This is a genomic window from Acetobacterium tundrae, assembly GCF_008086615.1.
Lineage (GTDB): Bacteria > Bacillota > Clostridia > Eubacteriales > Eubacteriaceae > Acetobacterium > Acetobacterium tundrae.
Genome location: NZ_RXYB01000002.1, coordinates 208912 through 233551, shown reverse-complemented (window position 1 = coordinate 233551; position 24640 = coordinate 208912). Strand labels below are relative to the sequence as shown.

The following is a 24640-nucleotide window of genomic DNA, read 5'->3' as shown; positions in this document are numbered from 1 at the left end:
TTTTAATTCAATTTTACCATTTAAATTAAGATTTCCGAAATTTTAAAGATCTCTTTATGTTTAAAAGGTTATAATACCACAAAACCCAAAAAGAATACCCCCAAAAGGAGACCCTATGAAGCTTTTGAAATTTTTTCTGATTACTATCGCCATATTAACCATTCTTTTACTGGGGGTCTATATCTATGCCCGATATATCGAACCCAATCTCTTGATGGTCAATCGGGTTAATCTTGAAAGTTCCAGAATGGATGGGCACCTTAAAATTGTTTTTTTTGGAGATACCCATATGGGTGAATTCAACAACATTGACCAATTGGAGCGTATTGTTAACGAAATAAATGCTCAAAATCCCGATCTGGTTATTTTTACCGGGGACCTGATTAGTGCCAGCAAAAATTTGAACGTCGATACTGATGCAGTTTCCCAGACTTTAAAGAAAATTCAGGCACCCTACGGGAAGTACTGTGTTATGGGGAATCATGAGTATGCAACATTGAAACAGTATAGCTATAAAGATTTGATGAATTCAGCGAATTTCGAGGTCCTGGTTAATGACTGCCTTGACATTCCCGAAATCAATATTAGGCTGCTTGGTCTTGATGATGCATATTCAGGAAAGCCCGATAAAAATCTGAGTGATGCCGCTCTGGATAGCGCCTATAATATTATGATAACCCACGAGCCCGATATTATTGACCAAATGGATATTGATGGTATTCAACTAATTTTAGCCGGACACACCCATGGCGGCCAGATTTCTGTTCCCTTTCTGACCGAAAAATTCCTCCCACCCGGTGGGAAAAAATATGTGAAGGGTCTTTTTGAGGTGGGAAGTGACGGACAAACAAACCTATTTGTAACCAAAGGTACCGGGATGTCGACAATACCATACCGGTTTATGAATGTACCAGAGATTGTTTCCATTGAGATCAATTGAATCTAAAGGGATCTTTTCATCGCTATAAACATATTTCCATACCGGCTTCACTGCTTGAGCTTTCAAAAAGAACGTTCCCCTGCCGATCTGTTAGACGCACCCACACCTCAGCTGTGATGCTCTCAACAATTTCCCGATCCATCAGCCCATCCACCGGTGCCCGGAGTCGTCCCCCTCCAGCCATCTGTGCTTTAAAAGTAAGTACCCCAGCCGGACCTTCCAATTTTCCGGTGCAGCTTCCTTTTTCTTTGTCAACTTCCCATTTCTCCAGCCGGGAATGATTGTAGGTTGCAAAACGGAAGGTTAACCCTTCAAAGTTGGTAAAGTACGCAAAAAAGCCCGGAAATTCCCGGCCTAAAAAGGGAATCCGGGCTCGTGAAAATACAAAGGTGGCATTACTGGTATCAAAATGACTGGCTTGCAGCCAAAGATAGGTTTTGGGAAAAGAACGGCCATAATCTTTTTCAATATAACCCACGCCCCCATTGAAATTCAGGATCTCCCCATCCAACTGAATTTCACCCTTGATTTCATGATACAAATCAATAATGGCGTGGTAACACTCCATAAAGGGTATCAATCCAAACGGTCCCATAATCCCGGGATTCTTTCGGCCGGATGGAAAGAGATGAATGTTATTAAAGCTCAGGTGTCCTTTAATAGAGCCTTCCGCTGTATCAATATTCAGGGATAAACCCTGAGTATTAAACGTGTTATGTTCAATTTCCACTTCAAACTGGTCTGACAAAGCACTAAAATCAGCATAAGGAAAATGATGATACCAGGTTTTTCCAGTTACCGCATTAATCACCTGGATAAAGGCCTGCTTTTTTCCCTTGGGATCAATGGCCATTCCCGGTATAATTGCAATGGCATGCTTTCGGTTGGCGCTGATACATTTAAAGTACCAGCCTTCAAAATAACGTTTCTTTTTATTTTTCCCTTGAAAAAATGCCTGTTTGATCATAAGATTTCCTTTCTGTGACACGATCCCTACACCCCGAATAAATCAAATACCTGATCATCCGCAATGACACGGGGACTTTTTTGGTCCGCATTTTGCCGCAGCGGATACCGTTTTATCATCATAATAGCACATCTCAGATCCCACCTAAGCTGAATAATTCCATCAGCTGGTCATTGTTTAACTCAGTGATCCAGGTTTCCCCGGAGGATTTAATAATATCCCCGGCCAGTTGATTTTTTTCATCAATCATCACGTCTATCTTTTCCTCAATGGTGCCGGCGGTTATAAACTTATGAACCATGACATCTTTAGTTTGTCCAATCCGAAAAGCTCTGTCTGTAGCCTGATTTTCCACCGCCGGATTCCACCACCGATCGAAGTGGATCACATTGTTGGCTCCGGTTAAATTAAGCCCGACCCCGCCAGCCTTCAGTGACAGTACCATGAAAGGAATATAGTCTTCACCGTTGAAGGCTTCCACCATTTTGGTTCGTTTAGCCACCGGGGTTCCGCCGTGGAGGACCAGCCCGGGGCGGTGAAAGATTTCTTCCAGGAAGCGCGACAACGGCTCGGTTATCTCCTTGAACTGGGTAAAAACCAGCACCCTTTCCCGTTTCTCATAAATGGTTTCGCAGATATTTTCGAGCATTTCAAATTTCCCGCTGTGTTCTTTCTTATAGTCATCCTGGCCTAAATACTGATCGGGATGATTACAGATCTGCTTGAGTTTGATGATACTGGACAAAACCAGCCCTTTGCGCTGAATTCCCTCGGTTTCTTCCAATTTTTTTGATAATTCCTTGACCAGATTCTGGTACAGAACCATCTGCTTTTTTGAAAGCAGCGGATATTCCTTGATCTCAAGCTTATCCGGCAGATCCGCGATAATCGACGCATCGGTTTTTAATCGTCTCAGGATAAAGGGATTCACGAGGTTTCGCAGTTTTGCATAACCAGAAGGATCCGCCTTCAAGCCCTTGGTAAAGCCCGTAAATTCTTTTGAATTTCCCAGCAGTCCCCCGTCCAGAAAGTCAAAGAGGGACCATAAATCCGACAGACGGTTTTCAATCGGGGTTCCGGTCATGGCAATCCGGGTTTTGGCTTTGAGCGCCTTAATGGTTTTGGTCCGCTTGGTTCCGGGGTTTTTAATGGCCTGGGCCTCGTCCAGGATAATGAGATCCCAGCTTATTTCCCGCAACACCAGGAGGCGTACCGCCATACCATAGGTTGTGATGGTTAAAAATGCGGGGTCAGCCAAAATTTCCTCGGTATTTTTGGCAGTCGCCGTGCCGTGTAAAACACAAACGAGCATCTCTGGCGCGAATTTTTTAATTTCCTTTTCCCAGTTTCCAATCAGGGATGCGGGGAGAATCAGCAGCACCCGTCCCCCCTGATGATTGCGCAGGTATTCCAGCAGAGCAATGATCTGGACGGTTTTACCCAGACCCATATCATCCGCAAGGCAGGCCCCCAGTCCCAGATCGACCATGTATTTCAGCCAGTCAAAACCAGCTTGCTGGTAAGGCCGCAGCTCTCCGTGAAAACTCTGGTCGGGTTTTAGGCCGTGGAAACTCTGGGGGTTGGCCATCTTTTCTCGCACCTGTCGCAGCCATTCACCGCTTGAAACGGACACCTCCAGATCCGGGGTCTTGATCCCCAGAAGATCTTCCGGTCTCAGTTCCAGACGCATGGCCTGAGCCAGGGTAAGCGCTTCACGGGATGCCAGATCTTCTGCTTTTAACAGAACATCCAAAGCTGCTTTCAACTGCTCATAATCGATTTCCACCCATTTGCCTTTGATAAATGCCAACCCCTGGGTTTCTGATAAAAGCGTCTGGATTTCCGCTTTTGAAATCTCAGTATCCCCAAACAACAGATTGGGTTTAAAGGCCAAAATGGCATCCATTCCTACTTTGGGCGGTTCTTTTTCCCCCACGGTAATGGCAAGCCGAAGCTGGTTGGTTTTTCGGCGCCACCAGTTGGGGATCCGGCACATAATCCCGGCCTCTTCGTAAAGGGGGATCTCGGTTAAAAAGACGGTGGCATCTTGGGCCGTTAATTTAAGCGGCGAAAACAATTCCCCGGTATCCATTAAATTCGAAATAAACTCACTCTGATCCGCCGCCCGGCTGACCGTGGACAATAATTGCAGGAGCTTGCCCTGATCATTTTTATATTCCAGCAGGGCATTTTTCAGCGGAGTATGCACCGCTTTCCGGCTGCCCGGGGGTTTGGTGGAATAGGTTGCCAAAAAAGCAAAGGGATACTGAACATCCTCACTATTTTCCACTAAATGAAAAAAGATTCTCCCGGCCACACTGATCCCGGCATGATGCTCGGTTAAAAACACCGCCACCGTTCCCGGATAAAACCGAATGGCCTCCTGATAGACATGGGTCAGACGTGCCCAGATTCCCAGAATCCATTGATCATTAACGTGAGCCATACCATTTCCAAAGGGGATCATTTTTCTGATTTCTTCGCTTTCATCTGAAGTCAAACATAAATCTGCATTTTCCCTTGACAATTCCATATCCGGCTGTTGGGCTATCTTTTGGACAAACTCCGTTCCGAGTCGATGCAGAAAGTCAATCGTTGGGGAAAGATAATCCAGATTGCTCAGAAAGCCAAAATCGAATAACGTCTGATCCTTGTTCGCTCTGAACCGGGCCTGCCATTCCTGCTCAAACTTTTTCTTTTCTTCGGTAAACCCTTTTTTTGCCACCGGTTCATAATCCAAGATGAAGTCATCCTTTGTAAAGCTGGCAATTAATTCCATATAGTCTGTCATTATTGATTTTCCTTTTTATTCTCGCCCGATCCTGCTGGAGTGTGTGGATTTTTGTTTGTTATTTATGCTATTATCTTTTTCTTTTGTCTTTCTTTAGAATCCGTTGCACCGCAAATTTTCCCATAATCACAGCGGTCGGCAATCCCCCGGGGTTCATCTGCCACTGACTGCCCAGCACCACATTGTCAAGGCCTTTTATGTTGCCGCTAAACATGGTGGTCTGACTGCTGACAGTGGAAATAAAGCTCATATAAGCCCCATGATAGGCATTGCAATAGCGATGATAGGTCATCGGTGTCCAGGTATCCAAAATTTCAAGCTTGCCCTGATAGGCTGGAAATTTTGTTTCAATTCGCTGCCTGACCGCTTTGGCTATCGCCATTTTCTTTGTTTCATATTTCGTTTTATCCTGAGCCAAGGCTTTCCAATAATCATAATCCTGTTCATATTGAATAAACTGACTCTGAATGACTGTTTTGCCTGGCGGTGCCATATTCGGTCCATAGGTTGCGTAATTCTTAAGGCTCATCCGATTAGTCGTCTGGGTTCCGATCTCCAACGATTCGCATTCAAACAAAAGCGTTTCGGTTAATTCTTCCAGCTTGCCATCCACCCCAAACGCAACATGAAAACTGCTGATCACCGGATTATTTTTTCGATCATCATAAACCGCTTTGAGTTTTTTATCCATGTACGATACATTCAGTAATTGCTGAAAGGTAAAATCTGTATCGCAGGCACAGATGATATAATCTCCGGTCACCAGCCTGCCGTCTGCCAATTCAATCCCCGCGGCCAGTTGTGATTCCCCGATTTTAATTTTTGCGACATTGGTATCGGTAAAAACTTCCCCCCCCAGCGCTTCAAAACGTTTCTGCATCCGTAATGCCATTGCCCGGGAACCGCCTTCGGGAATTCCCCCATTTCCGGAAGTAAAGGTCGCGTAGGAAACAATCAAAGAATAGGCCAGATATTCCTTGGCCATAAAAGTTTCAATCATGGCTTTAAGAAGGGGGTGTTTGAATCGCTCAGACAGTTCCCCGACATTGATTCGTCCATATTCCTTGACAACTTTTCCCATATCTCCCATGGACATGCCAAACTGCAAGATCTCAAAAATATTCATCATGTCCATGGCTTTTTCTGTGGGCATCTTCATGGATTCCGCCATGCGGGTGTTTGCGATGAATTTTTTTATTTCTTTCTTATCTTCCGGTGATAACGCAAGCATCTCATTTTCGGTTCTTTCAAGGTCTTTCCAAAGAGTAATCTTTTCGCCTTCTCGCTCTATAGAATAAAAAGAATCCGGCTGAAGGATGGTCACGTCGTTACTCAATGCTCCCACATTTTCCCATATTTTATAAAGATCCGTATTTTTCTTAGTTCCGGTGAGCCAGTGAAGGCAATTATCGATGTGATATCCCTTGCGATCCCAGCCGGTGCATTGTCCTCCGACAACACTGTTCTTTTCATAAATTTCAGTTTCAAAGCCCGCCTGCTGAGCATAAATACCGGCACTTAATCCGGCGATACCGCCCCCTATTATGATTATCTTTTTCATTTTTGTTTTTTTCTCCCTATCTTCAGTTTTTCATACAGCTCAATATTGGTAAGTACCAGACTGGAGATTTTTCCAATTTCTATGCCAAAGTTCAAATATTTCTCGAAATACCTCTTCCACACTGATCGGTAGTAAGATAAAGATCGGTATGATCACATCATCTGAACCTGATTTTTGCCATTATTTTTTGCCTGATACAGCGCCTGATCGGCCCGATAAATGACGCTGTCAACAGAAGCATCTTCTCTAAAAGCCGCAACACCCAGACTGATTGTAATGCTTTCCGTTTTGAGAAAAAGCTTTTCGCTCACTTGTCTTCTGAGCTTTTCCGCCAGTTCCATTGCGCCGTTTTCATCAGTATCCGGTAAGATCATCAGAAATTCTTCTCCACCCCATCGGCCGATTATATCGGTCAACCGGATACTGGTTTTAAAAAGTTCTGCCAGTTCCACCAATACCAGATCTCCTGCCAGATGTCCAAAACGATCATTAACCTGTTTAAAATGATCAATATCGATCATAATTAAAGCAAAAATCGTGTTGTATTTTTTGGTTCGATCCAATTCATTCTCCATGGCCCAATCCAGTTTAACCCGATTATAAAGCTGGGTGAGCTTATCGGTTTCTGAAAGCTTTTTCATTTCCCGGCGCTTTTTCACTTTTTCAGTGATATCCCGACTAATCGCCAGCAATTCCTTGAAATTATTTTCTTCGTCATAAATCCCGGAAAGCACAGTATCGGTATAGATACTCTCACCATCCTTGCGAACCTGTCGTTGCTCAAAATTAATGGCATCAAAGTGCTCCCCCTTTTCCACCATTTTTTTAATACTCTCTCTGGTTCGATCCATTTCTTTTTGTACCCCAGGGAGAAAATAGCCAATCTCCCGATAATGATGCAGCACTTCTTCCTGGGTATAACCGGTCATTTTTTTAACCGACGGACTGATATAGGTAAAATTTCCGGACAGATCCAAGGTTGCAATCATGTCGCATGCGTTATCGGTCAAGAGCCGGTGTCTGTCTTCACTGCTGGTGATTCGCGGGTCCGGATTTTTGATGGCTGTCCTATTCCGATTTTCAAGAGGCAGACGATCACTACGTCTGCTTTTCCTATTTTTCGAAGCAATGCTCTCAGGAACTTCTTGCTGCGATCGTTTAAAGTCCTTTTGAAAGCGTTGGAAAGAGTCCAGCACAAACCCGTCGCCCTGGATGACGTGATGAATGTCTCCGACGCTCAGCGCTTCGGCAACATTTCTGATGGTCCGAAGGCTTTGATTCAGATGTAAAAAGTCCGCATCGCTCTCGGCGATCGCCGGGATATTATTATTCAGTTTTTTATCGTTTAAAATTCCATTAACATAGTTGATCATGGCTTTTGCATCATTACTTAACATTCTTTTTTCCTCATGTTCTACTCTCATCGTGATCGTTACAAAATTAGATAAATTATATCATAAGATTCTTAACATTCAATTTTTTCTTTACATTGCAGGCGTCTCTCGTTAGAATTAAAGCATCAATATCCAAATACGAAAGTAAGCGGAAATGCCTATCAAAGAAAACAAAGACTGATATTACCGGAATTTCAATCTACTCCCCATGTTGCACCGCAATGGTGCCAGAAAAAATTTAAGATCATTTAATGATCATCACAATAGGAGGTGGAATCAGCCAAATGAGTGAAGTCTATTTGATGAAAACCGATCAGCTGAAAGATGATGCCCTATTCCGGGACCGCTATCATACCCTCTCCCTCGCCCGGCAAAAAAAAATCGATCGGTTTATCTTTAAAAAGGATAAACAGCTGAGCCTGGCCGCCGGGTTGGTATTTCAGGCCGGACTTGACAACTATGGCCTTCGGGAACAGGAACTGACCATTGCCCATCACGAGAATGGCAAACCCTTTATCTCGGAACATCCGAACCTTTACTTTAATATATCGCATTCGGAGAACCTCGCCATCTGTGCCTTTTCCAGCTGCGAAATCGGCGCTGATGTGGAAAAGGTGACGCCGATTGATCTTGCGATTGCCAAACAGTTTTTCTATGGCTCGGAGTACCGAGATATTATCACCTCCGACTGTCCCGAGGATACTTTTTTTGATTATTGGGTGCTGAAAGAAAGCTACATGAAAGCGACTGGACTGGGATTTAAGCTGCCACTGAATGACTTTCGGATTGCCTTGGCCGAGGACATCCGAGTTTATGTGGATGAAATTCAAAGGCCCTATGGTTTTTATCAAGCAACCGTGTTTGAACACTACAAACTGGCCATTTGCATTAAAGGTGATCCACCGGATTTGCAATTGAGCTTTATCAATGCTGCCAGCTAAATCCACAATATTTTCTCAAACGACCAAACAATCTCTCACTCAGAAAGGAACAACCTGAATATGAAAAATTTCAATGACCGCCAGCTAACGAATGCCGAAACTGCCTCCACCGGGAGTCAGAGCGCCTTTACCCAGGAAAAAACTTCCCGGGTGATGACCGAGAGCCTTGCTTATTTCGACCGGATTTTCGCCGGACTCGAAACCGATTCAAATCCGATTTACGATCATCTCGGGAACATCGGCCGGGAAGCCATTCCCGGCGAATGCATCGCCGTCGATGTCTGCACCCTGACGGAAACCGACGATTTTCTCATCAAAAACAACCTGACCTTAAATGCCCTCTTTATCGGCGCTTTTGCCTATACCCTGGCCAAGTTTACCGGCCAGGATGAAAGTGTTTTCTGCCTTTATCCTCAAAACGGTGCAGATCCGATCCTGCCCCTTTACATTAAAATTGACGAAAACTGGCTGATTTCAGAATACCTGGGCGGGGTCCAGGCCAATTACCAGGAAACCATCCGCCATAATGCCTGTCCATTTGAAAAACTGGCCCGGGAGCTCGATATCAAAGCTGATATTCTTTTTGTTTATCAGGGTGATGATGCTGCGTCTGTGAATTTAGGCCACGCCAATCTGGCCGCCGTCATTTCACCCAAAGGGGAGAACTTCGAAATCAACCTGTACTATCGGGGTGATTTATATCTAAAAGAGTCCATCCAGCGATTTTGTGATTTATTCGAAACGACCATCCGGGGTTTTTTGAACACAAACAAACTATGTGAGATTACCCTAATTTCCGAAATGGACCGACTTCTCTGCGATGTTTTCAACCGCACCGAGGTTCCCTACGATACCACGCTGACGATAGTCGATATGCTGCGAAACCAGATGAAAAGAACACCAGAACAGACGGCCCTGGTTTATCAGGACGTTCAGCTGACTTATAAAGAACTCGATGCAATTACTGACCGCCTGGCCAAACACATCAAAAGCTTTGGCATTGACCAAGAGGATATCGTCCCGATTCTACTGCCCAAATGCGAAACCATGACCATTGCTGCCATTGGAGTTCTTAAAGCCGGGGCCGCCTATCAGCCCATGGATCCTACCTATCCGATGGATCGCCTGGAGTTTATGATCAAAGATACCGATGCCCGGCTGATGATTGCCGATGAAGCGATGCTGGCACTGGTCCCAGCCTATAGCGGTCAAGTTATCCTGACCAAAGACATTTTTACACTGGCCGACAGCGATACAGTGCTTACAGACCCCAAGCCTGAGGATCTGTTTATCATGCTGTACACCTCCGGCTCCACCGGGGTTCCCAAAGGGGTGATGCTGGAGCACCGCAATGTCGTTTGCTTCTGCCAGTGGTATCACCGCTACTATGAACTGGATGAAACCGCCAACGTGATTGCCTACGCCAGCTTTGGCTTTGATGCCAATATTATGGATACCTATCCGGTGCTGACCGTGGGGGGTACCCTGCATATCATTGCCGATGAAATCCGCTTGGACCTGCTGCGGCTCAATGACTATTTTGAAACCAACGGGGTCAGTCATGCCTTTATGACCACCCAGGTAGGCCGGCAGTTTGCCGACAATATCGACAACCATTCCCTGAAACATCTGTCCACCGGCGGCGAAAAACTGGCGGCCATCCACCCGCCCCAGTATCCCTTTCACAACCTCTATGGCCCCACCGAAACCACGGTCATCGCCACCAGCTTTCTGGTCGATGGCGACTACGACAACATCCCCATCGGCACAGCCCTTGACAATGTCAAGATATACATCCTGGACCGGGAGCGAAGACAGGTGCCCATCGGCGTGCCCGGCGAGCTATGCATCGCCGGCATGCATGTAGGCCGGGGTTATCTAAACCGGCCGGATGCCACCGCAGCAGCTTTCGGCCAAAACCCCTATTGTGATGAGCCACCCTATGACCGCATCTATTATTCCGGCGATATCGTTCGTTATCTTCCCGATGGCAATATTGAATTTGTGGGCCGGCGGGATGCCCAGGTAAAAATCCGCGGCTTCCGGGTAGAACTGACCGAAATTGAGGCGGTGATCCGGCAGTTTGAGGGCATTAACGATGCCACGGTGGTGGCCTATGATCAAGCGATAGGCGGTAAGTACATTGTCGCCTATGTCGTGGCCGATGCCCCCATCGATATTGACGCCCTCAATGCTTTTATTGAAACCGACAAACCCCCTTACATGGTGCCGGCGGTGACAATGCAGATTGAGAAAATTCCCCTGAACCAGAACATGAAGGTCAATAAAAAGGAACTGCCGGTGCCCGTCAAGAAGATAGAAACCATCATTCCTCCGGAAAACGACACCCAGCAGCAGATCTTTGACTGCATCGCCAAGATTCTGGGCCATGACCAGTTCGGCATTACTACCGATCTCCATGACGCCGGCCTTACCTCCATTGGCACCTTGTCTTTAAATGTGAGCCTGTCCAATGCTTTCGGGGTGGTGGTGAAAACCAGAGATTTGAAGGAAAACAATACCGTTTCAAAACTGGAATCCTTTCTCAAGACCGCCGAAGCCCTGATTCCGATGACTGTAGCAAAGAAACAGAATGCCTATCCCGTTTCCCAGACCCAAATGGCGCTATTTGTGGAGTCCATGGCCAAACCGGACAAACTGCTTTACCATATCCCCTTTCTGTTTAGACTCCATGCCAATGTGGATCTGAACCGGCTTAAAACGGCCATCGAAGCAACCATTGAAGCCCATGCCTACATCAAAACCCGGTTCTTCATGGACGATGCCGGTGAAATCATGCAGAAACGTCGAGATGACAGTCCTTTCACCGTCCGGATCAAAGACTATCTGGAGCGGGATAAACTCGTCACCCCTTTTAAACTCATTGAAGGCCGACTATTCAATGCATCGCTGCATCAGACCAAAGTGGGCAACTATTTCTTTATCGATATCCACCATATGATCTGCGACGGCACCTCCCTGGCTATCCTCGTTGAGGATATCAACCGCGCCTATGCCGGGGAGACGCTGTCACCGGAAACCTATACCGGTTTTGAAGCCGCCCTAGATGAACAGAAGAGCCGGGCTTCAGATGATTACACCCGGGCCAAAGCTTATTACGCTTCGATTTTTGAAGACTGCGATAGCGATTTCCTGCCCGGTCCGGACAAGAGTGATGAGAGCGCCAGTCTGGGCGAATTAACCTTCGTGCCCGAAGATCTTTCAGTTGCCGCCGTTGCGGCTTACTGCGAACAGAGGCAGATCACCCCTAACGCTTTTTTTGTGGGGTTATTCGGTTATGTATTGGGCCGCTATAACCACAAAGACCACGCCGTGTTCACCACCATTTACAATGGCCGGAATGATTCTCGAATCGCCCGATCGATGGGGATGTACGTCAAAACCATGCCGGTTTACTGCGACCTGAACACCACTGCCGCCGGCCTATTTACCGCCACCAAAAACCAGCTGATGGACAGCATGGATCATGATCTATACTCCTTTGCCGAAATCAGCCGGGCCTTCGACCTCAGCCCCGATATTCTACTGGCCTACCAAGGGGATGATTTCGAATTTGACACCCTCGCCGGGCTGCCCTGCGAGTCCATCGAGGTCATCAGCGAAGGCGCCATCGCGCCGATTTCCGTGGCCATTACGGTCAGTGATGACCATTACTGTTTTACGTCGTCCTTCCGGGGTGACTTGTATGATGACAGCTCGATAACAGCTCTGCTTGAAAACACCGCGCTGGCCGCCCGACAAGTGCTCACCACGAATGACCTGTCCCAAATCCGGCTGCTTTTTGATGAAGACCAGAAAATGATCGATGATCCGCGTTTTTACGGCCAGACCTTTGTGGATCTTTTCTGTGCGGCCGCTGAAAAATTCCCGGGTCACATTGCCGTTCAAGACAAGCGAGGCAGCATCACTTATGCTGAGTTGGATGCGGCCTCGGATGTGCTGGCTTTGCAGCTGCTGGCCGCCGGAGTAAAAAAAGAAGATTTTATCGGGGTGCTGTCTGGACGCACCCGGGAATTCATCATCGGAGTGGTTGCGGCCATGAAGGCCGGCGGCGCCTATGTTCCCCTGGACCCCGAATATCCACCGGACCGACTATGCTACATGCTTGAGGACTCCGATGCCGACATTCTTCTTTATGTCGACGACTATCAAGAGCTAACCCGTTTTTTCCAGAAACAGACCATCAATCTCGATGTCATTGCCGCAGCCGGACTCCACCGACCAGACAAAAGCTGGGCGTCGACGAAACCATCGCCGACCGATCTGGCCTACATGATTTATACCTCCGGCTCCACTGGAAAACCCAAAGGCGTGATGATCAGCCACAGCAATCTCACTAACCTGATTTTTAACGAAACCCTTAATCAGAAGGTCGATGAGAACACCAAAAGCGCCCAGTATTCGAGCTTCTGCTTTGATGCCTCAGTGTTGGGAATTTTCCCGTATCTGGCCAACGGATCAACCCTCTATCTCTTTGCCGAAGAGGTCCGCAAGGATGCGGCCCAGATTTGTCAGCTGTTAAAAGATGAAACCATCAACGTGGCGGTCTTCCCAACCCAGATGGGTGAAATCATTATTGATAATATGACGGATGACTCCAGCCTGACCCATATCATCCTCGGCGGGGAAAAATTCAAGCGTTATTACGAGCGGCCCTATACCTTAGTCAATGCCTATGGACCTACCGAAAGCACAGTTGAAAGCACCATCTTCACCGTGGATCAGCCCTACCGGAACATTCCCATCGGAAAATCCCTGATTAATGTGCATTCCTACGTGGTGGACGAGAATATGAATCCCGTACCGGTGGGCAGGCCCGGAGAGCTTTGCCATGCTGGCCGGCAGATTGCCCGCGGCTATCACAATCTCCCCGAAAAAACAGCGGCTGCCTTTGTTGCCAACCCCTTTGCTACCGGGGCTGATGATCGGGTGCTTTACTGCACCGGGGACATGGTTCGCCGCCGGGGCGACGGCAATATCGAATATATCGGTCGGATCGATTCCCAGGTTAAAATACGGGGCTACCGCATCGAACTCAGCGAGATTGAAGGCGCCCTGCGTGCCCACCCCGGCGTCAGCGAAACGGTGGTCACTGTGCTCGAGCACGGCGGCAACCAGTATATTGTGGGCTACTACACTCGCCCGGAGGGCGAAATCGACCCCAAAGTCTGGCATCATCTGCTGCTGTCGCAGCTACCTGAATACATGATTCCGACTTTCTACGTGCATCTGGACAAAATGCCGGTGACCCCGGGCGGAAAGATCGATAAAAAAGCGCTGCCCCAGCCCGAAACCGGACTCAAAACGGCCGACTATCTGGCCCCTAAAACTGAGCTCGAGAAAAAGCTCTGCGACATTTTCGCCGCGACCCTGGGGCTGGAAACCGTGGGCATCCTCGACGATTTCTTTGCCATCGGCGGCACCTCCATTTCCGCCACCAAAGTGGCCATGAAATGCATGACCCAGCAGATCCCGCTGGCCTATGCCGATATCTTTGACTGTAAAACCGTCAAAAACCTGGCCGAATTTATTGATAGAAATGAGACCCAGACCATCGATCCGTCAGACGTTATCAAGAACTTCGACTACCAAAGCCTGACGCCGGTTCTTTTAGAAAATGACGTCAAGAATCTCAGTGCAATCAAAAGCTATGCACTGGGGGACATTATTCTCACTGGCGCCACCGGATTTCTGGGGATCCATATTCTCAAAGAATTTCTGGATCATTATGATGGCAAGGTCACCTGCTTTATCCGCAAGGGCCAGGCCCGCTCACTGGAACAGCGAATTAAAACCATGCTGGTTTACTATTTCGACCGGGATTATGACGCGCTCTTCGGCGAGCGGATTTTCTGCATCGAAGGGGATATCACCAATCAGGACAGCGTCATGGCCCTTGCAACCATTCCCGCCCGAACCGTCATCAACTGCGCCGCCTGCGTCAAACATTTTGTAGCTGATGATACTTTGGAAAAAATCAATGTTCACGGGGTGGAAAACCTCGTCGCACTGTGTCAACAAACAGATAAACAGCTGATTCAGATTTCAACCGTCAGCATCGCCGGTGAAGGCATCAACGGCACCCCCCCTAAGGATAAGCTGATTATGGAAAAGGACTTTCACTTCGGACAGAGCCTCGAAAATGCCTATGTCCACTCCAAGTTTCTGGCCGAACGGGCGGTGTTATCCGCCGTGGCCGAGAACGGCCTGCGGGCAAAAATCATGCGTGTCGGAAACCTGATGAGCCGCAACAACGATGGCGAATTCCAGATCAACTTCCTTCGCAATGGCTTTATGCGGAGTCTCAAAGGTTACAAGATTCTTGGCAAATTCCCGGTCAGCGCCTTGAACAGCCCGGTTGAGTTTTCCCCGATTGACAATACGGCTCAGGCTATTTTGAAACTGTCCGAAACCAACCCGGAATTTACGGTATTCCATCCCTACAATAACCACACCGTTTATATGGCCGATGTGCTTCAGGAAATGAATGCCTACGGCTTTACTATCACAGTCGTCAGCGATCAGGAATTTGAGACGGCCCTAAGAGACGGCATGGATGACCCGGAAATCGCCCCGGCGATTTCCGGATTGATTGTCTATCTGACCAGCGATACGATCAATACGGTTTATCCCATCGATCCCCATAACCAGTTCACCACCGAAGTGCTGTATCGGATCGGACACAGCTGGCCCATTACCAATGAAACTTATCTGCACAAATCCATTAAAGCCCTGGATGGGCTGGGGTTCTTTGACATCGACGAGAATTAAAAACAGCTTTAATATGAATTTTCTGTGAATCACCGGTTTATAATGATTATTCATTCTGAATGTATCTTTTTCCTAATTATTTTATTTACCTGTATTTAAAAATTATAAAGTTGGGTATAATTAAACAGTAAAGTAAAAATTAAATGGAGGACAAAAACATGGACACATTAAAAGATGCTAAACGAGTCGGAATAAGGAATATTGAAACCGAAGAGCTGATCGCTGTTTATCCACATAAACCAGTCGGTACGGATGCGGAAATAGAAAAAGCAGTCAGGGACTGGTATTATGAACAAGACTGTGCCGCAGAAGAAAAAATGCGGGCCGCCGTTGTGGAACCATTAACAGCTGCGGAGCTTGAAACTTTATAAACAAAGCTGTAAAAAGCATGTATTAAATAAAAAGGATTGGTGCGAGATCACCAATTCTTTTTATTTATTTTCCTTTTCTAGTATGAAAATCTCTGAAAATTGTTCCGATTGTTACTATTAACTTTCCATTTCCTGTGATATATTATGTGCAACCTTAGAAAAAGAACCACAGAAAAATCAAGACAAAGACGTCGAAAGAACCTTTCGGCGTCTTTGTTATTTTTATGACACAGTACCGCTAAACTCAATAAATCCAGTAGGAAAGGACGTTACCAACATGTCAAGAATTAATTATTCATCCGGAGCACCCCTTGAAGAAAAAGTAGGCTATTCACGGATGGTACAAATCGACAACCTGATTATGATCGGCGGAACCACCTCGGTCCAGGCCGATGGCAGTGTCTACGGTGAAGGCGATCCTTATAAACAGGCAAAATTCATCTTTGAAAAGCAAGTCAAACTATTAGAAAAGGCCGGAGCCAAACCAGCCGATGTTGTCAAAATCATGGTTTATGCGACCCATATGTCAGATTGTGGGGAAATCAGCCGAGCCTATTCCGAGATTTTCAAAGAATTCCGTCCGCTTTTTACGGCCGTGGGAACACCAGAACTTAATCGACCCTCGCAACTGTGTGAGATCGAAATGACCGCTATTATTATTTCAGCTAAAGAAAGCGAGGGTGCAAAATGAACCGGATCAGTGATCATCCCATTCTCGGAAATATCGAAAAGGGCCAGAAGGTTACCTTTTTAATGGATGGCAAGCAAATGGAAGGCTATGAAGGCGAACCCATCGCTGTGGCCCTCAAAGCCAGCGGGGTCATGATTCACCGCTACACGCAAAAGACTCATGAGCCCCGGGGCATCTTCTGTGCCATCGGACGCTGTACGGACTGTGTAATGATCGTGGATGGGGTTCCCAATATTCGCACCTGTATCACCCCTTTGGTTCAGGGCATGACGATTCAGACCCAGTATGGGGTCACTGCATTGGAGGTAACAGAATGAAACGATATGATTTAATTGTCGTCGGAGCAGGCCCTGCCGGTCTCTCCGCTGCCATTGAAGCCGCCAAATGCGGTCTGAGCGTTGCTGTTTTTGATGAAAATGCCAAGCCCGGTGGGCAATTATTCAAGCAGATTCATAAATTTTTCGGCTCCAAAGAACACCAGGCAAAAATCCGGGGCTACAAAATCGGCGAAACTCTTCTTTCGGAAGCGGATGCAGCCGGAGTCGAAGTCTACCTAAATGCCACCGTTTCAGGCATGTATATGGACAAAGAAATCCTTGTTCGCATCGGAGCTGCAATGGAGCACTTCAAAGCGGATGCCATCATCATCGCCACCGGCGCTTCCGAAAATATGGTCACCTTTGATGGCTGGACTCTTCCCGGTGTCATCGGTGCCGGTGCCGCCCAAACCATGATGAATCTTTACGGCATTCAGCCCGGAAAGCGCGTGCTCATGCTTGGCAGCGGAAATGTTGGCCTGGTGGTCAGTTTCCAGCTCATGCAGGCTGGCTGTGAAGTCGTCGCCCTGGTGGATGCTGCCCCCCGGATTGGCGGTTATGGGGTCCACGCTTCCAAAATCGCCCGGTGCGGCGTTCCCTTCTATCTTTCCCATACCATTACTAAAGCAGAAGGTACCGATTGCGTCACCGGGGTAGAGATTTCCCAGGTGGATGATCACTTCACTACCATTCCTGGAACTCAGAAACATTTTGATGTGGACACCATCTGTATGGCTGTCGGCCTCTCCCCGATGTCCCAGCTCCTTAAAATGGCCGGCTGCAACATGGTCGATGATCCCCGTCGCGGGGGCCAGGTTCCGCTAGTAGATGAAAATGGTGAAACCTCTATTTCTGGTGTTTTTGCCGCCGGAGATGTCTCCGGCATCGAAGAAGCCAGCTCGGCCATGATAGAAGGGCGGATGTCCGGTCTTTCCGCCGCTGCTTATCTGGGCTTTCTCAGTGAAAAAGATAAGGATAGCAGTCTGAATGAATTGGAAGTCGCCCTAGACAGTCTGCATCAGGGCATGTTCGCCCCCGGCAGCAAGGGTAAAGCCTTCACAAAAACTGATGAAGGGATTGCGGTCTCCCAAAGTCTCCTTAAAAAAGGCTATCTTGATGAAGCCGACATTGCCCGATTTAACCATTTCGGTAAAAAAACCGGAGTCCATCCGGTGATCGAATGTACTCAAAACATTCCCTGCAATCCCTGTCAGGATGCCTGTCCCAAACAGTGCATTAAAATTGGGAAAACCATCACTGCAATCCCCCGGATCGATGAAGACAACACCTGCACCGGGTGTGGGCTGTGCATTGCCTCCTGTTCCGGACAGGCCATCTTCCTGGTTGACGAAGACTATGAACCGGGCTATGCCAGCATCACCCTCCCCTATGAATTTTTACCCCGGCCCCAAAAAGGAGATCTGGGAACGGCCCTGAGCCGCAGCGGCCAACCTCTGGGCGTCGCCGAAATCATCGATGTTCGCAGTGCCAAAGCTTTTGATCATACCACGCTGGTCACCATTAAAGTCCCGGTGGCCCAAGCGATGACCGCCCGGTTTTATAAACGTGAAGCCCAAAGAGCTGAATGATAAAAAGCAGCTATGAAATTCAAATGAATCAAACCATTATTACTTTGATGTCAGTTTTCACAACCAATTTTGTAACGTGTAGGCGAACAGTCGATAGACGGTCCGCCGCACAGTGGAAAAATTGGTTTGTGTAAAACTAGACAGCGAAGTTCACAGCAGTTTCGCATTTACCTATCAGAATCAAAGAAAAGGAGAGTAAAAATGAAATCAATTAATGATCGTTCCCAAGATATTGGTCCCTTCGTTTCCCAGACCGATGACGCAATCATCATCTGCCGTTGCGAAGAAATCACCAAGGGCGAAATTCGTCAGGCGATCCACGATGGGATGTTTACCGTCAACGAAATCAGACGTTACCTGCGGTCTGGCATGGGGCTTTGCCAGGGACAAACTTGCGGCAAGCTGGTTAAGAACATCGTTGTCCAGGAGCTGGATGTCATCCCGGCGCAATTAGATCCCGCCACCAGCCGTTCCCCGATGCGCCCGGTAGAAATGAAAGTATTAGGAAATGAAGAGGTGACTCATGTCTAAACATACCGATGTTATCATCATTGGCGGCGGCATCATCGGTAATGCCACTGCTTACTATCTCGCCAAAAAAGGCCTATCCGTCACCGTCCTGGAAGTCAGCAAGGACATCGGTGTCGGCGGTTCTTCCCGAAATGGCGGCGGCGTCCGACAGTCCGGCCGGGACACCCGGGAGCTCCCGCTAGCTATGTGGGGAATCAAAAATCTGTGGCCGGGACTTTCCGAAGAACTGGGCGTGGATGTGGAATACACCCAAAAAGGCAACCTGCGGCTGGGGAAAACCGAAACCCATCAGAAAATCCTGCAGGGTTTAACCGATAAGGCGGTATCCTGCGGGCTCGATGTTCGCATGATCGACGGCGACGAAATTCGGACGATCAACCCCTACCTTTCCGACGAAGTCACCTGTGCCAGCTGGTGTCCCACCGACGGCCACGCCAACCCCCTGACGGCCACCCTGGGTTACTATAAAAAAGCCCGTGAATTAGGGGTCCGATTCATCACTGAATCTCCCTGCTTCGAACTGCGAAAAATAAAAGGCGTCATCCGCCAGGTCGTCACTCCGGACGCCATCTATGAGGCCGATAAAGTATTGGTAGCAGCCGGTTATGGCAGCCGGAAACTGTTAGCGACGGTGGGCATTGATGTCCCCATGATGCCCTTAAAAATGGAATGTCTGGTCACCGAAGCCGAGCCCCCAATGTTTTTACAGATGCTCGGCACCGCCGAAGCTGATTTTTACGGTCATCAATCCAAGCATGGTTCCTTTGTATTTGGCGGATCTTCAGGTTTTGAGCCCTTTAATAAAGATAATGGCACCCCGATCTCCAGCAGCATCGGAGCCTCCTGTACCTGTCGGGGTATTATGAAATACTTCCCCGCTCTGGCAGACGCTAAAATCGTCCGGGCCTGGGCCGGTTGGCTGGATGATTGTGCCGATAAGGTGCCGGTCATCAGCCCGGTGGAAGAAGTCCCCGGCCTGTACATTGCTTGCGCCTTTTCCGGTCATGGCTTTGGCATCGCTCCGGCGGCCGGCTACAACATCGCCGAAATGATTGCCGACGGTCATTCCACCATTGATCTGTCAGCCTTACGCTACGACCGCTTTAAACCCAAGCAGTAATAAAACCCTGATTCTGAATGCCTTAATCTGAATTTTCTTAAAAATGATTGTTTATGTAAATTAGTGCCGATTTTTACTATTCTTTCCTTCCGAACTATGGTATATTGTATACATAAATAAGAAGTGCACGACCAGCCATAAAAAGACAAGGATGTCGAAACCAAAGTTTCGGCGTCCTTGTCTTTTTTATGTTGATCAAACAGAAATTGCTTTGTTGTCGGTTGTCGCAACCCAACAACGAAGCTCACGGCACTTTCTCACAACAATCCGTTCAGAAAGGAAAGCATACGCTTCAGGTTTTACCTATGATTGGTCTATTGCAACGGTATGGGTCTTATGAGTCATCCCTAAAAGAAAAAGAACAAATCATCGTCCCGAAACAGCCTTTAATGGTACAGCATTCCCTGGGTTATGAATGCTTTGATTACCGGGCTTATGGCATCTCCCACTTTTATCGGTTCCGAGTCACCCCAGAAATGTTAGAAACTGCCACCATCGTTCCCGATGGCACCGTGGACATCGTCTTCCGCTGCGGTCAGGATCATGTGGATGCAACCTGCTACGGGGCGGTTCTAAAGATGCATTCCATTGACTATGCTGCCAGCTTTCATCTGGACGATACCATCTTTGGCATTCGCTTTCTGCCGGGGAAGGCATTCTTACCCAAGGGTTATCCCATTGGCAGCCTTACCGAGACGTCCATTCCATTGCTGGAAATCTGCAAGGATCAGACCATGATGGAAGGCATCACCAAGAGTACCGATTTTAAAGAACAGATTCAATTGTTCCTCAATTCTTATATTCCGGATTATCAAAACTATTATAGTCCCGGGACTCGTCCCTTCAGTTATTGCATGGTTGACAAGATCACCAAGGTGGTGGGGATTATCAATGTCAATGAATTAAGCCAAAGCGTCGGCTATACCCCAAGATACATCAACCGGCTCTTTAATAATGAAATTGGCTTGCCCCCAAAGACCTTCTCTAAAATCATCCGTTTTCAGAATGTTTTGCTGGCCCTAGGGAAGGATCAGCATATTTCAACCATCGCCGCGGACATGGGTTATTATGATCAATCCCACCTGCTCAAGGAATTTAAACAATTCACGGGAATATCGCCCCTGAATTACCGCAAATCCCTGACTGCCGGAACAGCCCTCCGGATCTAAACCGGACCTGCTTATTTAAAACCGAACAAATCTTGCTTTGATGTCGGTTTACATAAACAATTTTGCAACGTGTAGACGAACATTACCAGAAAATATTGTTCGGCCTAGAGTAAAAAAAGTTTGATGTAAACTGGCAGCGAAGCTCACCGTAGTATCTTTACAAAATAAAATATAAAAATTAAGGAGAATCATTATGGAATTATCACGTATCGAAATTATTACCAACAACTCAAAAATCGAAGCTTTAAAAAACGCCATGGGTAAATATGGCATTACCGGGATGACTGTATCTCAGGTATTGGGATGCGGGGTCCAATTTGGAACCCAGGAATACGAAGTCGAGCAAAAAAAAGAACCCACGCTCCTGCCCAAGGATCTGGTTATGCTGGTCCTTCCCACCAAAGATGTTCCGGCTTTTCTTAAATTTGTCCAGGAAGAGCTTTACACTGGCCATATTGGCGATGGCAAAATCTTCGTCTCTGCCGTTACCAATGCCATCCGCGTCCGTACCGGCGAAGATGGTCTGGATGCACTTTGCCAGAATTAAGAAAAAAACATCCGGTCTTATTTTCTGATAATTGTAAAATTCAAAAGAAGTGAACAATGGTTGCTTTGCTGTCAGTTTGCACAAATAATTTTGTGACGTGTAGGCGAACAATCGACAGACTATCCGCCATACAATATAAAAAGTGTTTCGTGTAAACTGGCAGCGAAGCTCACGACAGTTTCGCTAATCACCTATTATTTTGCCCATGAAAGGAGCTTACCATGACTGAAAAAAAACTTGGCTTGCCCAGCGTCGTCGCCACCGGGGTCGGTGTCGTCGTCGCCACCAGCTGTCTAATCTCACTGGGGATAGGCTCATCCGCTATTGGAATGACCTTCATCATCTCCATGGTCATTGCCATCATCTTAAATATTCTTTTTGCCCTCTCGGTCTCAGAACTCAATGCGCTCATGCCCAACTTAACCGGTGGACTGGCTCAGTATACCTTGGCCTGTATGGGACCTTTTATCAGCATCGTCGTGATGGTCGGCGGGTATCTGCTCTGCAATACCATCGTCGGCAGCGCTGAGTGTGCCATGTTCGGGAACACTATTGCCAGTGTTCTTCCGAATATTCCCATCCCCGGCAACTACTATAGCGTCGCCCTGATCATCATTTTGATAATCACCAACCTGAACGGTGTGGATGTTTTCGCCAAAATACAAAACGTGGTGACCTATACCCTCATCGGCTCTCTGGTCATCATGGGAGTCCTTGGTTTTCTCAAACTGGGTACCGGTGAAGTGGTCGCCCAGCCGATGATCCTATCAACCAATTTCACCGATATCACTTCCCTTTGCGGGCTGGCTTTCTTCCTCTTTATCGGCTCTGAATACATCGTTCCCATTTCAAACCGAGTTCAGAATGCCCGGCGGAACGTCCCTTTGGGCCTAATCATCACTCTGGTCGTCGTTTTTGGTATGGAAACCCTGCTGGTTTTCGGTTTTCACAATTACACCGCCTGGGCTGACCTGGGGGCCAGCACCACGCCCCACATCTTATATGGCACCATGCTGCTGGGTAATTTTGGTACCATCTGGATGGCTCTGGTTTCAATTTGCGCCGTTACCGGTGTGATTAATACCATCATTTCATCCCTGGCTTATATCGCTGACGGGATGGCTAAAATCAACCTGCTGCCTAAATTTTTCATGAAGACAAACAAAAAAGGGGCTCCTTATGTGGGCATCCTCATCATTGGCGGAATCATGGCACTCATTAATGCCACCGGTTTATCCACCACCAGCCAGCTGTCCTTCCTGATTTTAACCGGCGTGGTCTTCTGGATGGTCGCCTATATTGTTACCCATCTCAATGTGCTGGTATTGCGAAAGCGTCTACCCAAAGCTCCGCGGACATTTAAGGTGCCCTTCGGCCCGGTGCTACCCATTATCGGTTCCATCGGTATTGTGTGGATGATTTATAACATCTCATCCGATCCGGCAACCCGTCTGAATATTTACATACTTTGCGGCCTCATCTTCGCTGCCTTAACCGTTTATTCCGTCATCTGGGTCAAGAAGGTCATGAAGCTCAAACTCTTTAAACCGATCCCTCTGGAAAAGGTTATGGCGATGGAAAATGATCTGTACCATGTCTATCACAATGCAAACTCCGGCGATCACATACCGCAGTTAGAAAAATAAGTTCATCGATGTTTATTCACAACATTTAAAATAAAAACTATTTGGAGGTTAATATTATGGCGTTCCCAAAAATTGATTTATTGTATTTAAGTGAAGCAGATATGCTTAAGGCCGGTGTCGACGATGTGGTCGGCTGCACCGATTGTATGGAAGAGCTGTTGAAGCTCCTGGATAAGGGCGACTATCGAATGGGCGGTGATAATGGCAATTCTCACGGTTGCATGATTACTTTCCCTAGCGAACCAGAATTCCCTAATATGCCTAAGGACGGCCCTGATCGCCGCTTCATGGCCATGCCGGCCTATGTGGGGGGTAAGTTCGACGTCGCCGGCATGAAATGGTACGGCTCTAATGTTGAAAATCGTGACAAAAAATTGCCGCGCTCCATTCTTATGATGATGCTCAATGATAAGGACACCGGCGCACCACTAGCTCTGATGTCTGCCAACCTGCTCAGTGCGTATCGTACCGCTGCTATCCCCGGTGTGGGGGTGAAGAATCTGGCGCTTAAGGATGCTAAAGTTCTGGCCATCATCGGCCCTGGAGTGATCAACTCCACCGCTATTGAAACCTTCGCCGCCTTGAGACCAACCCTGACGACCCTTAAAATCAAAGGTCGCGGCCAGGAATCCATTGACCGATGCATCGCCTATGTCAATGAAAAATGTCCTCAGTTCACCGAGATTATCATCTGTGAAACCCTTGAAGAATGTGTTCGTGACGCGGATATCCTCAGCTTTGCCACCTCTACCCCAATGGGCAGTGGCCCTTCCGCTTATCCCTTCGTTAAAACCGAATGGATCAAGCCTGGTGCCCTCTTCTGTCTCCCGGGTGCGGCCGATTTTTCAGATGAACTGATTAAAAGTGATAAAACCAAGCTGGTGGTGGATAATATCTCCCTTTACGAAGCCTGGGCTGAAGAATATCCCTACCCGACGTTCGATATGGTTTACATTCTCGGTTCCAAATTTATGGATATGATTCATGATGGGAAGCTTGAAAAATCCGCTATTCATGATTTGGGGGCCATCTTAAATGGTAAGATACCCGGACGTGAAAGCGACGATCAAATCATCCTCTACTCCGTCGGTGGCATGCCAGTGGAAGATGTGGCCTGGGGTAAAGAAGTCTACGACTATGCCCGAAAGAACACTATCGGAGTCGACCTCAACCTTTGGGATAAACCAGCTTTATACTAAAATTGAACTGAAATCAAAAGTGCCACGGGTATCCCGTGGCATTTTTGATTTTGTCCTTATGTTAAAAACATTTA

Annotated in this window: 17 protein-coding genes; 13 read left to right on the top strand and 4 right to left on the bottom strand. The window is 47.4% G+C overall.

Going from position 1 to position 24640, the window contains the following annotated elements; translation table 11 throughout:
• The first annotated feature begins 115 nt into the window (after positions 1 to 115).
• Entirely contained in the window at positions 116 to 940 is an 825-nt protein-coding gene (locus FZC40_RS02550) for a metallophosphoesterase (protein WP_148602369.1), read from the top strand.
• A 22-nt stretch (positions 941 to 962) separates the two neighbouring features.
• Here FZC40_RS02550 and FZC40_RS02545 read toward each other — a convergent pair whose 3' ends face one another.
• From FZC40_RS02545 to FZC40_RS02530, 4 genes are all read right to left on the bottom strand, one after another.
• On the bottom strand, positions 963 to 1928 hold the full coding sequence (locus FZC40_RS02545; protein WP_148602368.1) for a tocopherol cyclase family protein: 966 nt from the start codon (positions 1926 to 1928) through the stop codon (positions 963 to 965).
• 112 nt (positions 1929 to 2040) lie between these two features.
• Positions 2041 to 4698, bottom strand: a complete 2658-nt coding sequence (locus FZC40_RS02540) for a DEAD/DEAH box helicase (RefSeq protein ID WP_148602367.1) — start codon at positions 4696 to 4698, stop codon at positions 2041 to 2043.
• Positions 4699 to 4768: 70 nt separating this feature from the next.
• Positions 4769 to 6259, bottom strand: a complete 1491-nt coding sequence (locus FZC40_RS02535) for a phytoene desaturase family protein (protein WP_148602366.1) — start codon at positions 6257 to 6259, stop codon at positions 4769 to 4771.
• Positions 6260 to 6411: 152 nt separating this feature from the next.
• Positions 6412 to 7656, bottom strand: coding sequence for a sensor domain-containing diguanylate cyclase (locus FZC40_RS02530; protein ID WP_186843692.1), 1245 nt, complete (start codon positions 7654 to 7656; stop codon positions 6412 to 6414).
• A 281-nt stretch (positions 7657 to 7937) separates the two neighbouring features.
• On the opposite strand from FZC40_RS02530, the gene FZC40_RS02525 reads away from it, so the two are divergent.
• The 12 genes from FZC40_RS02525 to FZC40_RS02470 all read left to right on the top strand — a co-directional run bounded on the left by FZC40_RS02525 (position 7938) and on the right by FZC40_RS02470 (position 24566).
• A complete protein-coding gene (locus FZC40_RS02525) occupies positions 7938 to 8594 on the top strand; it encodes a 4'-phosphopantetheinyl transferase family protein (protein WP_186843691.1) in 657 nt (218 codons plus the stop codon).
• Positions 8595 to 8654: 60 nt separating this feature from the next.
• Positions 8655 to 15386 (top strand): non-ribosomal peptide synthetase, encoded by a 6732-nt coding sequence (locus FZC40_RS02520; protein ID WP_148602363.1) that lies wholly within the window; start codon positions 8655 to 8657, stop codon positions 15384 to 15386.
• Between the two features lie 158 nt (positions 15387 to 15544).
• Positions 15545 to 15757 (top strand): hypothetical protein, encoded by a 213-nt coding sequence (locus FZC40_RS02515; RefSeq protein ID WP_148602362.1) that lies wholly within the window; start codon positions 15545 to 15547, stop codon positions 15755 to 15757.
• 277 nt (positions 15758 to 16034) lie between these two features.
• Positions 16035 to 16448 (top strand): Rid family hydrolase, encoded by a 414-nt coding sequence (locus FZC40_RS02510; protein WP_148602361.1) that lies wholly within the window; start codon positions 16035 to 16037, stop codon positions 16446 to 16448.
• Entirely contained in the window at positions 16445 to 16765 is a 321-nt protein-coding gene (locus FZC40_RS02505; protein WP_148602360.1) for a (2Fe-2S)-binding protein, read from the top strand. Before FZC40_RS02510 ends, FZC40_RS02505 begins: the two co-directional genes overlap by 4 nt.
• Entirely contained in the window at positions 16762 to 18354 is a 1593-nt protein-coding gene (locus FZC40_RS02500; protein WP_148602359.1) for an FAD-dependent oxidoreductase, read from the top strand. The genes FZC40_RS02505 and FZC40_RS02500 overlap by 4 nt, the downstream gene beginning before the upstream one ends.
• Positions 18355 to 18555: 201 nt before the next feature.
• Entirely contained in the window at positions 18556 to 18885 is a 330-nt protein-coding gene (locus tag FZC40_RS02495) for a (2Fe-2S)-binding protein (protein ID WP_148602430.1), read from the top strand.
• Complete coding sequence (locus tag FZC40_RS02490) at positions 18878 to 20005, top strand: NAD(P)/FAD-dependent oxidoreductase (RefSeq protein WP_148602358.1); 1128 nt, start codon at positions 18878 to 18880, stop codon at positions 20003 to 20005. The genes FZC40_RS02495 and FZC40_RS02490 overlap by 8 nt, the downstream gene beginning before the upstream one ends.
• A 305-nt stretch (positions 20006 to 20310) precedes the next feature.
• A complete protein-coding gene (locus FZC40_RS02485) occupies positions 20311 to 21174 on the top strand; it encodes a helix-turn-helix domain-containing protein (protein ID WP_186843690.1) in 864 nt (287 codons plus the stop codon).
• Between the two features lie 193 nt (positions 21175 to 21367).
• Positions 21368 to 21721, top strand: coding sequence for a P-II family nitrogen regulator (locus tag FZC40_RS02480; protein ID WP_148568081.1), 354 nt, complete (start codon positions 21368 to 21370; stop codon positions 21719 to 21721).
• 221 nt (positions 21722 to 21942) lie between these two features.
• Positions 21943 to 23367, top strand: coding sequence for an APC family permease (locus FZC40_RS02475; protein ID WP_148602356.1), 1425 nt, complete (start codon positions 21943 to 21945; stop codon positions 23365 to 23367).
• 56 nt (positions 23368 to 23423) lie between these two features.
• Positions 23424 to 24566 (top strand): tyramine oxidase subunit B, encoded by a 1143-nt coding sequence (locus FZC40_RS02470; protein WP_148602355.1) that lies wholly within the window; start codon positions 23424 to 23426, stop codon positions 24564 to 24566.
• Positions 24567 to 24640 lie beyond the last annotated feature (74 nt).